Source organism: Nonomuraea sp. NPDC052129 (genome assembly GCF_040680095.1).
Classification (GTDB): domain Bacteria; phylum Actinomycetota; class Actinomycetes; order Streptosporangiales; family Streptosporangiaceae; genus Nonomuraea.
Map to the genome: position 1 here is coordinate 249,213 of NZ_JBFAVX010000014.1, position 11,605 is coordinate 260,817.

The 11,605-nt window shown below is 68.7% G+C and carries 11 protein-coding genes; 3 read left to right on the top strand and 8 right to left on the bottom strand.

Annotation, left to right across the window (positions count from 1 at the left end):
- Positions 1-21 precede the first annotated feature (21 nt).
- The 4 genes from AB0L53_RS29525 to AB0L53_RS29540 are packed head-to-tail and all read right to left on the bottom strand — an operon-like array spanning position 22 to position 5,225.
- Positions 22-1,701 (bottom strand): ABC transporter ATP-binding protein, encoded by a 1,680-nt coding sequence (locus AB0L53_RS29525; RefSeq protein ID WP_364000421.1) that lies wholly within the window; start codon positions 1,699-1,701, stop codon positions 22-24.
- Entirely contained in the window at positions 1,698-2,552 is an 855-nt protein-coding gene (locus tag AB0L53_RS29530; protein WP_364000424.1) for an ABC transporter permease, read from the bottom strand. Before AB0L53_RS29530 ends, AB0L53_RS29525 begins: the two co-directional genes overlap by 4 nt.
- A gap of 10 nt (positions 2,553-2,562) precedes the next feature.
- Positions 2,563-3,531 (bottom strand): ABC transporter permease, encoded by a 969-nt coding sequence (locus tag AB0L53_RS29535; protein ID WP_364000427.1) that lies wholly within the window; start codon positions 3,529-3,531, stop codon positions 2,563-2,565.
- Positions 3,510-5,225, bottom strand: a complete 1,716-nt coding sequence (locus AB0L53_RS29540; protein WP_364000430.1) for an ABC transporter substrate-binding protein — start codon at positions 5,223-5,225, stop codon at positions 3,510-3,512. The genes AB0L53_RS29535 and AB0L53_RS29540 overlap by 22 nt, the downstream gene beginning before the upstream one ends.
- A 191-nt stretch (positions 5,226-5,416) precedes the next feature.
- Between AB0L53_RS29540 and AB0L53_RS29545 the strand changes: the two genes are divergently transcribed.
- Positions 5,417-6,487: an LLM class flavin-dependent oxidoreductase gene (locus AB0L53_RS29545; protein ID WP_364000433.1), complete on the top strand. Its 1,071-nt coding sequence runs from the start codon at positions 5,417-5,419 to the stop codon at positions 6,485-6,487.
- Here the strand turns inward: AB0L53_RS29545 and AB0L53_RS29550 are convergent.
- The 3 genes from AB0L53_RS29550 to AB0L53_RS29560 are packed head-to-tail and all read right to left on the bottom strand — an operon-like array spanning position 6,432 to position 9,015.
- Complete coding sequence (locus AB0L53_RS29550) at positions 6,432-7,163, bottom strand: ABC transporter ATP-binding protein (protein ID WP_364000436.1); 732 nt, start codon at positions 7,161-7,163, stop codon at positions 6,432-6,434. The two genes, AB0L53_RS29545 and AB0L53_RS29550, sit on opposite strands and share 56 nt — an antisense overlap.
- On the bottom strand, positions 7,139-7,963 hold the full coding sequence (locus AB0L53_RS29555) for an ABC transporter permease (protein ID WP_364000473.1): 825 nt from the start codon (positions 7,961-7,963) through the stop codon (positions 7,139-7,141). The genes AB0L53_RS29550 and AB0L53_RS29555 overlap by 25 nt, the downstream gene beginning before the upstream one ends.
- Positions 7,963-9,015: an ABC transporter substrate-binding protein gene (locus AB0L53_RS29560; protein WP_364000439.1), complete on the bottom strand. Its 1,053-nt coding sequence runs from the start codon at positions 9,013-9,015 to the stop codon at positions 7,963-7,965. The genes AB0L53_RS29555 and AB0L53_RS29560 overlap by 1 nt, the downstream gene beginning before the upstream one ends.
- A 290-nt stretch (positions 9,016-9,305) precedes the next feature.
- Between AB0L53_RS29560 and AB0L53_RS29565 the strand changes: the two genes are divergently transcribed.
- Positions 9,306-10,253: a TauD/TfdA family dioxygenase gene (locus AB0L53_RS29565; RefSeq protein WP_364000442.1), complete on the top strand. Its 948-nt coding sequence runs from the start codon at positions 9,306-9,308 to the stop codon at positions 10,251-10,253.
- Between the two features lie 163 nt (positions 10,254-10,416).
- Here the strand turns inward: AB0L53_RS29565 and AB0L53_RS29570 are convergent, their stop codons facing one another.
- Positions 10,417-10,794, bottom strand: coding sequence for a hypothetical protein (locus AB0L53_RS29570; protein ID WP_364000445.1), 378 nt, complete (start codon positions 10,792-10,794; stop codon positions 10,417-10,419).
- Between the two features lie 507 nt (positions 10,795-11,301).
- On the opposite strand from AB0L53_RS29570, the gene AB0L53_RS29575 reads away from it, so the two are divergent.
- Positions 11,302-11,472: a hypothetical protein gene (locus AB0L53_RS29575; RefSeq protein ID WP_364000448.1), complete on the top strand. Its 171-nt coding sequence runs from the start codon at positions 11,302-11,304 to the stop codon at positions 11,470-11,472.
- Positions 11,473-11,605 lie beyond the last annotated feature (133 nt).

An 11,605-nucleotide genomic window follows, 5' to 3' on the forward strand; every position in this document is an offset into this window, starting at 1 on the left:
GATCTCTCCCTGACGTGCGACCTACCGTGCGACTTGACCTGCGACTTGATGCGCCACTTGATGCGCGCCTTGATGTGCGAGGGCGAGCCGGGCTCCCGGGATCGCCTCCAGCAGCTCCCGGGTGTACGGGTGCCGCGGTGCGTGGAACACCTGCTCCACGGGACCGGTCTCGACCACGGCGCCGTTCTTCATCACCGTGACGTCGTCGGCGATGAGGCGTACGACGCCGAGGTCGTGGGTGACGAACACGTAGCTGAGCCCGAACTCCGCCTGCAGATCGACCAGTAACCGCAGGATCTGGGCCTGGACCGACACATCGAGCGCGCTCACCGCCTCGTCGAGTACGACGATCTCGGGGTTGAGCGCGAGCGCCCGCGCGATCGCCACCCGCTGCCGCTGACCGCCGGACAGCTGGCTCGGGAGCCGATCCAGGTAGCTCTCGTCCAGTGCCACCGCGTTCAGCAGCTCCACCACCCGGGCCGTCCGCTCCTGCCCGAAGGCGCGCAACGGCTCTGCGATGATCTTGCCCACCGTGAACCTCGGGTCGAGCGAGGTGAACGGGTTCTGGAACACGAACTGCAGGTCCCGGCGGAGCTCCCGCAACTCCCTGTGCCGCAGGCCGGTCAGCTCCCGGTCGCCGACGTGCACCGTGCCGCTGTCGGCGGAGGTGAAGCGGACCAGGATGCTCGCCAGCGTGGACTTGCCCGCTCCCGACTCGCCGACGATGGCGTGCGTGGTGCCCCTGCGTACGACCAGGTCGGCGCCGTCCAGTGCGCGCAGCTCACGCCGCCCGCCCCGGCCGCGCAGGTGGTAGGTCTTGGTGAGCGCGTGTGCCCGCAGCGCCACCGGCGCGGCGTCGAGGACCGGCCGCGGGCCTGACCTCGGCTCCAGCCGACCGGCGTGCCGCGCGGGAGCCGCGTCGAGCAGCCGGCGTGTGTAGTCGTCGGTGGCGTTCTCCAGCACCTGGCGTACCGGGCCCTCCTCCACGATCTCGCCGTCGCGCATGACCAGGATCCGGTCGGAGCGGTCCAGCGCGACGCCGAGATCATGGGTGACCAGGAGAATGCCGATGCCGAGCTCCTCGCGCAGCCGTACCAGGTGGTCGAGGATGACCTTCTGGACGGTGACGTCGAGCGCGCTGGTGGGCTCGTCGGCCACGATGATCTTCGGCTGGCCCGCCAGCGCGATCGCGATGAGCGCCCGCTGCTTCATGCCGCCGCTGAGTTCGTGAGGGTACTGGTGGAACACCCGCTCGGCGTCCTTCAGGCCCGCGGTGCGCAGACTTTCCAGCGCGTGCTGAGCCGCGTCCCCGGCCGCGGGCTGGTTGAACCGGACCGCCTCGGTCACCTGCTTGCCGATCTTCTTGACCGGATTGAGCGAGGTGTTGGGGTCTTGGGGGATGAAGCCCACATAGTTGCCCCGCACCCGCGCCATCCGCTGGTCGTTCCAGCCGGTGACCTCGACGCCCGAGTAGGCGATCGAGCCGGCCCGGATCCGCGCGGCGGCCGGCAGCAGGCCGAGCGCGCCCTGGACCAGCGTGGTCTTGCCCGAGCCGGACTCTCCCACGAGCGAGACGAACTCCCCCGGCTCCACATGGAGGCCGGCGCCGCGGACAGCGGGCGTCCACTGACGGTGCCCTGTCCGATAGTCGATCGCGAGGCCGGTGATCCGCAGCAGCGGGTCCTTGGACGGATCGGTCATCGGCGGTGTTCCTTCCGGTACGAGGTGCTGATGCGGTGGGTGGCGATGACGACGATCGCGAGCGCCACGCCGGGCAGGATCGACGCCCATGGGTGCACCGCGACGTAGTCGCGGCCCTCTGCCACCAGCAGGCCCCATTCCGGCTGCGGCGGAGGTGCGCCGTAGCCGAGGAAGCCGAGCGAGGCGACGGCGAGCACGGCCGTTCCGACCTCGAGCGCCGCCAGCGCGATCACCGAGCTGAGCGCATTGGGTACGACGTGCCGGAGCATCACGCCCAGCCGGCCGACCCCGAGGCCGTACGCCGCCTTGACGTAGTCCTGGGACACGACCGCGAGCACCTGCGCCCTCATCACCCGTGCGAACGACGCGATGGACGAGATGCCGACCGCCAGGGCGATATTTTGAGTGGAGTAGCCCAGCACCGAGACCACCACCATCGCGAGCAGCAGGCTGGGGATCGCCAGGAACACGTCGATCACCCGCATGATGGCGGTGTCGACACCCCCTCTGGCGAAGCCCGCGACCAGCCCGACCGCCGTGCCGACGCCGAAGGCGATGAGGACGGCCAGCAGGGTCGCGGTCAGGGTCGTATGCGCCCCGTACACACTGCGGGCGAACAGGTCCCGGCCCAGCCGGTCGGTGCCGAACCAGTGCTCCGCGCTCGGCGGTGCGAAGCTCGCGACGGGGTCGCCGTCATAGGGACTGTACGAGGTGAACAGGCCAGGGACGACAGCCCAGCCGATCACGACCAGCACGATGATCCACGAGGCCACGAGGGCCGGCTGCCGCGCGAGCTCACCGAAACGCTGGATGGCGCCGAGCCGGCCGTTCGTGGCGAGTGCGACGGTCATGAGATCCTCCTCACGTGGCAGCCAGGCCGGCCCGCAGCCGCGGGTCCAGCAGCGGGTAGAGCAGATCGACGATCAGGTTGATCAACGCGAAGCCGGCCGCCACGAGCACGACGATCCCCTGCACCAGCGGGACGTCCAGCGTGTTGATCGCGGCCTGCGTCATCCGGCCGATGCCCTTGCGGGCGAAGACGGTCTCGGTGATGACCGACCCGGCGATCAGGTTGCCGAACGTGATGCCAGCGATGGTGAGCGCCGGCAGACTGGCGTTGCGGAAGACGTCGCGGATGATGATGCCGCCGCGTGTGGCGCCCTTCGCTCGGCTCGTCGTGACATACCCGGCGTGGAGTTCGGTCGCGAAGCTGCGGACGAGGAGCTGCGCGATCGGACCGGAGACCGGGACGGCCAGCGTGATCAGCGGCAGGACGACACTCTTCGCACCGCTGTCGCCGAAGGCCGGGAACCAGCCCAGCCGGAACGAGAAGATCTGCAGCACCAGGATTCCGGACAGGAAGACCGGCACCGAGACCGCGCCCGACGGCAGTGCCTCGACCAGGTTGCGCAGCCATTCACGGCGGGTCGCGGTCGCGGCGAGCGCGATCACGAAACCGATCAGCACCGCCAGCGCGAGGGCGCCGGACGCCAGGACGAGGGTGCTCGGGAGCGCGTTGAGGATCGTGGCGGTGACCGATCGCCCCGACTGCACCGAGTCGCCGAAGTCGCCGATCAACGCGTGACCCAGCCGGGCGAGGTACTGCAGGAGCACCGGCCGGTCGAAGCCGTAGCTCGCCGCCACCTGCTCGCGGACCTCCGGTGGGATGCTGTTGATCTCGGCGGGGTCGAAGAGCAGGTCCGCCGGGTCGGCCGGCAGCACGAACAGCAGGACGAAGGTCAGGGTGAACGCGGCCCACACCACGAACAGGGCGCGACCGGCCTTCAGTGCCAGGTAGCGGGCCATCGTCACTTCCCGTTGCTCTTCCACGCGTCCACGAAGTGGTTGCGTGACTGGGCGTCGAAGACGATCCCGTGGACGTAGGCGGCGTGGGCGATCACCTGCGCCGGGTTGTAGACCGGGTTGACCAGCGCGTACTTGTCGAGCAAGAGGTCCTGCGCCGCCTTGGCGTACTGCTTGCGCGTGGCCGGGTCGAGCGTGAGGTCGAGCTTGCCCACGGTCCGCGTGACCTCGTCCACGTCGATCCCCGAGGAGTCCTTCGTGAGGTAGGTGACGTTGCCGAGCAGCGGGCTGTACTGAAGGTTGAGGACCGCCGGGTCGTTACGCGAGCGGTTGGACGCGGTGACGTTCCAGTCGGTCTTCGCCTTGGCCAGGCCGGCCGTGTAGTCAGGGATCGGGACGACCGTGAGCCGCAGGTCGACCCCGATCTTCTTCAGGTCCTGCTGGATCGACTCGTACGCCGGCTTGTTCACCACCAGGTTGCTGATGCCGAGCAGCTTGACCACGAGCGGCTTGCCGTCCTTGACCCGGATCCCGTCCGGGCCCTCCTTCCAGCCGGCCTCCTCCAGGAGGCGCTTCGCCTTCTCTGGGTCGTACTTCAGGACCGAGCCGCTGTAGTCGGCGTACCCGGTGACCGACGGCTCCAGGACCGAGGTCGCGACGGAGTAGGAGTCTGTGAGCACCGTCTTCTTGATCGCCTCACGGTCCCAGCCGAGCTGGATCGCCTTGCGGACCGCGATGTCGCTGGTCGGGAACAGCTGGGAGTTGAAGTTGAACAGGATGGCACTGCCTGAGACGGCCCGATGGATGATCGTGAAACCCTGGTCGGCCAGTGACTTCTCGTCCGTGGTGCCCACGTCCAGGGTGGCGTCGATCGCGCCGGAGGCCAGCGAGCCGGTCCGGACGCTGGCCTCCGGGATCGTGTTGAACACGATCTTGTCCAGGTACGCCTCACTCTTGTGCCCGAGCGACGGCGGGGACCAGTTGTAGCCCTTGCGCTTGATGAGGACGGTCTTGACCTGCGGTTCCCACGACTCGTACACGAACGGGCCGGTGTCGATCACCTTCTTCGGGTCGGTCCGTTCCTTCGCGCTCAGCCGCAGCGTCGAGAGCGACAGGAAGCCGGGCTGCGCGTTGGCGGTGAAGGAGGAGGCCTGCAGGAAGCTCGCGAGCGGCTGCTTGAACCGCACGACGGCGGTGTAGCGGTCGGGGGTCTGCGTCTCGATGTACCCGGACAGCAGGGCGGCGCCGTTGGGGTTGATGCCCAGCTTCTCGTCGCCGTGCACGTACTGGTCGAAGTTGGCCTTGACCACTTCGGCGTCGAACGGGGTGCCGTCGCTGAAGGTGACGTCCTCACGCAGGTGGAAGGTGAACTCGGTCAGGTCCTTGTTGTACTCCCACGACCGCGCCAGCCACGGCGTGATCTCACCGGTCTTCGGGTCCTGCCAGGTCAACTTGTCGGTGATGTTGTTGCCGATGAGTGACTCGGCGTAGTTGGTGCCCCATTGCGGGTCCGGGCTGCGCTGGTAGTCGATCAGCGCGAACTGCAGCGTGCCGCCGCCGACGGGTGCGTTGGCAGTGGCGTTGCCGCCGCCGGAGCCGTCACCCCGGGTGAGGGCGAAGCCGGTGCCGGCGATGAGGAGGACGGCGACGACGGCGGCGATCCAGGGCCACTTCTTGCGTCCCGGCGCGGAGCGTTCGATGGAACTGCGAAGGTCGGACATGAGCTTTCCTCGTACTTGATGCTCGATGGGCAAAGGGTGCGAAAGCCGGTCAGCGCTGACACAGCGCGCCGGCGAAGAAAGCGAAGTCGATCTCGCGCCTGGAGTACCGAAGTGGCCTGGACACAATCTACACTTTACCTACATGAAGAGTAGGTTTTTAGGTGATCTGAGTCACAGAAGGAGAGTCCCTGATGAGCCTCCACTTCCTCTGGTACATCCCGAACCAGGGCCGACCTGGGCACCGGGGCGACGACGTCGTCGCGAACCACAACAGCCTGGAGACCCTCACCGGCCAGGCGAAAGCCCTGGAGAAGCACGGGTGGGGCGGGGCGCTCATCGGCACCGGCTGGGGTCGGCCCGACACTTTCACGGTCGCCGCCGCCCTGGCCGCGCAGACGACGACGTTCCAGCCGCTGATCGCGATCCGGCCCGGCTACTGGCGGCCGGCCAACTTCGCCGCCGCCGCCGCGACCCTGGACCATCTCACCGAGGGCCGCGTGCTGGTCAACATCGTGTCGGGCAAGGACAACCTGGCGGCGTACGGTGACAGCGAAGGCGACCAGGCTCACCGCTACGCCCGTACGAAGGAGTTCATCCAGATCGTGCGCCGGCTGTGGACCGAGGAGAACGTCACCTATCAGGGCGAGCATTTCAGCGTCACCGATTCCACGGCGGTGCCGCGGCCGGTCGTCTGGGGCGAACGCACGCACCCCCGGCTCTACTTCGGCGGCGCCTCCGAAGCCGCCGAGAGGGTGGCCGCCACCGAGGCCGACGTCCAGCTCTTCTGGGGCGAGCCCCTCGACGGCGTCGCCGCGCGGATCGAGCGGCTCAAGCGGCTCAGCGAGCGACTCGGCCGCGAACACCCTCCGCTGGAGTTCGGGCTGCGGATCACCACCCTGGTACGCGACACCACCGAACAAGCCTGGGCCGACGCCGAGGCCAAGGTCGCGGAGATGGCGAAGGGGAGCATCTCCCGCGACCCCAACCGGCACGCCGCCGTCGGTCAGCAGCGCCTGCTCGACCTGGCCGCGCGGGGAGAGGTGCTCGACGACAACCTCTACACCGCCCCCGGCAAGTTCGGCGGCGGCGGCGCGGGCACCACCTGGCTGGTCGGCTCGGCCGAGGACGTGGCCAAGTCGCTGCGCAGATACCAGGCGCTCGGCATCACCCACTTCGTCCTGTCCGACACCCCCTATCTGCCGGAGATCAAACGGCAGGGTGAGCAACTCCTGCCGCTGCTCCGCGAATGGTCGACAAGGTAACGCCGAGCGTCCGCAGCAGCTCGGTCCGGAGTTCGGTGGCGCTCCTGCCCGCGTCGAGCCGCTGTTCGGCCGCGATCCTGCCCTGGTCCAGCACGAGAACGCGGTCCGCCAGCGCGATCGCCTCATCCACGTCGTGGGTGACGAGGAGGACGGCGGGGCGGTGCTGCTCGACCAGGCGGCGCAGCAGGCCGTGCATCTTGAGCCTGGTCAGGGCGTCGAGCGCGCCGAACGGTTCGTCGGCGAGCAGCAGCCGGGGCTCCCGTACGAGGGATCGCGCCAGTGCCACGCGCTGCTGCTCGCCCCCGGACAGCTCGTTCGGCCAGGCGCGTTCCCGCCCGGCCAGACCCACCTCCCGCAGGCTCTCCCTGCCCCTTTCCGCGGCGCCGTTCAGGCCGAGGATGACGTTGTCGAGCACCCGCTGCCAGGGCAGCAGCCTGGCGTCCTGGAAGACGACCGACACCTGCGCGGGCACCTCGACCAGCCCGTCTCCGGCCACGTCGCCGTCCAGCCCGGCCAGGGCGCGCAACAGCGTGCTCTTGCCGGATCCGCTCTGCCCCAGGAGGGCCACGAACTCCCCCGGCGCGATCTCCAGATCCAGGCCGTCCAGGATGGTGCGGGCACCGTAGTGGCGGGTCAGGGCCTGTACGCGGATCAGCTCGCCAACGTCCGTCGCCATGACAGCGCCCTCCTCTCCACCAGCCGGACCGCGGCGTCGGAGAAGAGCCCGAGCAGGCCGTACACGACGATGCCGACGAGGATGACGTCCGTCTGCCCGTACGTGCGCGCCAGGTCCATCATGTAGCCGATGCCGCTGGTGGAGTTGACGAGCTCGGCCACGACCAGGAACAGCCAGGCCGTCGTGACCGCGAACCGCAGGCCGAGCAGGAATCCCGGCAGCGCGCCCGGCAGGACCACCTTCCGCACGAACGCGCCCCGCCCGAGATCGACCGTCTCGGCGAGCTCGACGTAGCGGCTGTCGATGCCGCGCAGTCCGTTGTGGGTGTGGATGTAGATGGGTACGAGCACGCCGACGGCGATGAGGGTCACCTTCATCCCCTCGCCGATGCCCAGCCACAGGACCAGCAGCGGCATCAGCGCGAGCGCGGGGATGGCCCGCTTGATCTGGATGGGCCCGTCGATCACCGCCTCGCCCCAGCGGTTCAGCCCGGACACCAGCGCGAGCAGCGTCCCGAGCGGCACGCCGATGGCCAGCCCGGCTCCGACACGCTGGACCGAGGCCAGCAGGTTGTCCTGGAGGCGGCCGGTCTCGACCAGGTCGGCCGCCGTGGTGAGCACCGTCCATGGCGCGGACAGGAACCGGGGATCCAGCCGGCCCGATGCCGAGGACGCCGCCCAGAACGCGAGCAGAAGCACCGGCCCCACCAGGAACCCGAACTTGATCGGGCGGCCGGGCCGCAGGCGGCGCCGGTTCCTGGGGCGGGCAACCGTGGCGCGGCGGGAGGTGACGAGCGTCATCACGCACCGCCCTTGATCGCGTCCGCGCCGACCGCCTGGTAGCGCAGGTCGTAGAGGTCCTGGGCCTTCAGCGGTGGGTTCCCGGTCTCCTTGGCCAGGATGTCGATCGTCTCCTGGTGCCGGGCGATGGCCTGCGACCAGTCGGCGGGGATGTCGGGCTCGCCCGCCAGATCGACCAGGTACTGGCCGTCGGCGGCGGACAGGCCCTGATCCTTCACGTAGTAGCCCTCGATCCACTCCTTCGGATGCTGGTAGACCCAGATCGAGGCCCTGGCCCACGCCGCGACGTACTCGCGGATCGCGGCGGCCTTGGCCTGGTCCCGCAGCGTGACCGTCCGCACGTACAGGTGGGCCGGATCGTCGCGTAGCCCATGGCGGAGGGTCGTCGCGCCGTCCTTGCCGAACTTGGCCGCGTATCGCTTGATGTTGACGCCGCCGATCGGGGCCACGTCCACCTGCTTGGCGGCCAGGGCGTTGGGATAGACGTCGCCGGTGCTCGGCAGCTCGACCAGCGTGACGTCCGCCTTGGTGAGCCCTGCTTGCTTCAGCACCTTGAGTACCAGCGCGCCCTGCGCCTGGCCTGGACTGTAGGCGATCTTCTTGCCCCGCAGATCGGCGAGGGCCTTCACGCTCACGCCCGGCGCGATGCCCAGCTCGTACGTGGGATGGTTCAGCGGATCCTTGCGGAACTTCGAGGCCACGATCTTCACCGGCAGGCCGGTCCAGGTGGCGTGGATAGGCGGAATCTCCGCCACCGCGCCCACATCCAGCGCGCCGGCCCGGAACGCCTCGCTCGTCTGCGGGCCACCGCTGATGTTGGCCCACTCGATGTCGAACGAGAACTTGTCGATCTCACCGGCCAACTGCAGCGCCACCTTCGTCGGCGGATCTCCGACGATCAGCTTGGTGCCCTTGGGGACGGAGTTCGGCAGCGGCGCGTCCGCCGCGAGCGCCGCCGCGGGTCGTTCCGGCTCGCCGCCTTGGGCACACCCGGTCAGCGCGACGAGCAGGAACGCGGCGAGCGCGGGTCTCAAGAGGGAGGAAACAGGCATACGACGTGCCCTTCAGCTGCGGAGGGATCAAGAGCCTGCTCTCACCATAAGCACGCCCTAAGGCCAAAGCAACATTCCCTACAGGTTATACATGAATTTCGATATTCCCTATTGCAAGTGTGGGGAATATCGCGGAAGATCTGGGCTGTGAAGAGCAGTGAGCTTCTGGTGGCTCGCCTCCACGTCGATCTCAGACGACAGGCGAGCGCGCTCTGTGCCATGCGGTGACCTCAGGGTCCCGCACCCCCGTCTCCCCTTTTCACACTCCACGATCCGAGGAGCGCTTCAGCATGCCCATTCTCACGATCAAGCGCGTAGCCGGGTACATCGGTGCCGAGATCAGCGGCATCGACCTGGCCCACCCCCTGGACCCCTCCACAGTGGCGGAGATCCGTCAGGCACTGCTCGCCCACAAGGTCGTCTTCTTCCGCGGCCAGACCCTCGACCACGCCGGGCAGATCGCCTTCGCCCGCCAGTTCGGGGAGCTGACACACGCCCACCCGCACGAGGACGCCCCACCGGAGGACTTCCCGCAGATCCTTACCATCGACCCACGCCGCTACGAGGAGCGGTACGGCCCTGGATACCGCCAGCTCTCCCGCAAACGCCGCTACTCCTACAACGCCGGCTGGCACACCGACGTCACCGCCGCCGTCAACCCGCCCGCCGCCTCGATCCTGCGGGCCGAGACCGTGCCGGAGTTCGGCGGCGACACCCAGTGGACCAACCTGGTCGCCGCGTACGAAGGCCTGTCCGAGCCGCTGCGGGCCTTCGTGGACGAACTACGCGCCGAGCACCGCTTCCTGGCCGGCTACCAGCCAGCCGAACAGGACGGCAAGCTCGTCAAGCGGATCAACGACAACCTGCTGGTGTCGGTACACCCGGTGGTGCGGGTGCACCCGGAGACGGGCGAGCGCGCGCTGTTCGTCAACCCCGGGTTCACCGACCACATCGTCGGCCTGTCCGCGCCGGAGAGCCGGCGCGTCCTGGGACTGCTCTATGAGCAGATCACCCGGCCTGAGTACACGGTCCGCTTCCGCTGGCAGCCGGGCAGCATCGCGTTCTGGGACAACAGGGCCACCGCCCACCTGGCCCCGTCGGACCTCGACCACCTCGACGTCCAGCGGACGCTCCACCGGGTCACGCTGATCGGTGACCGCCCGATCGGGCCGGACGGCTTCGTCTCCGAGATCGTCGCCGGGCGGGAGTTCAGGGCCGAGTCCCTCGTCATCGCCTGACGACCCGACAGGGCCGAGTCCCTCGTCGTCGCCTGACGGCCTGAGAGCGTGCGGGCGGCGCCGGGGATCGACCGCCCGCACCCCCATTCGTGGGTGGGGACACCTCAAGCCTTTTTCAGCGCGCCGTTGAGACCAGGCCGGCCCGCAGCGTGTCCCGCAATCGTCAGGCGCTGACCTTCAGCTGGTGGACGCGCTGCTTCGACAGGCCCATGACACGTGCCGTGTCCGGCTCCGACCAGTGGCTCGTGAGAGCCTTCGCGGTCTTGACGGCCAGCTCCGCAGCGCGCTTGGCGTGGGCTTCGGCCAGCTCCCTTTCATGACGGTATTCGGCCACCAGCACGGCCACGTCCTCAGGCAAGTCGAAGACGAACTCCACGCCAGGGGTGTTCTCCGGCCAAGCCCATGCGTGGATCTCCGCCAAGTCACGCTCCAGCTGCGACAAGGAGCCGGCCACACCGACTCCCTCCGTCTCCCCGGTAGGACAACGCGACACCCACCGCTCGTTCTCGTAGGTGATGACATAGGTGATCGGCTTGCCCATCGGCTCATCCTTCAGCCGTGGCACCTGCAGCGGCCACTATCGCTGCTACCTCGGCAAGCTGGCGCATGTGTGGTGGAGGGACTTCGGTCACACTCGTGAGGATACCCCACTAGGAGTATGGCTCCTAGGGGAATAGGAAGCCGCGTTGTCGGCACCTCGGGAGGTCCGCATGCGCCGGCTCGCCGTCCGACCGTCGTGGTGGCCCTGCTCGCGCCGCCACGTCTTGAAGCCCGCTTCGGAATCGGGCACGATCCACTGGTTCGAGCAACCGGGAGTGCGCCCTGTAGATTCGAGGCATGAGCGCGGAAGACCGGCGGCCTCCGCTCTTCGAGGTCCTCCCGGACCAGGACGAGCGGCCTGAGCCGATCACTATGCACACCTCGGACGGCACCCTGAGCGTCGCGGCCGACCTGACCGCCGAAGCCGAGCGACGTCATCCTGCTGGCCAACTGCGACATCGGAACCGGCGCCCATCCCCTGAACGTCGCCCGGCGGACCGGCCACGTCGTGATCGCCGCCGACTCGGCGATCATCGTCACGAAGGAGGGCCACATGCGCGCGGTCTCCCCCGAGTTCGGCCACCTGGGCGGCCGCGGCCAGTTGCGCATCTACCTGCCGAGCGACCCCGTCTCCGGCCGGACGTACGACACGATCAACGCCTGGTTCCAGGCGCCCTGACGATGGGGACGTACCGGCGCCGAGGGGTCACTGGTCGGCGTACGACTCCCCCTGGGGCTCGGGCCGGCTGAAGGCATCGAAGTCGGACTTGGCCGGCTCCTGGCTGAACGTGTCGAACTCGTCCGGATGCAGC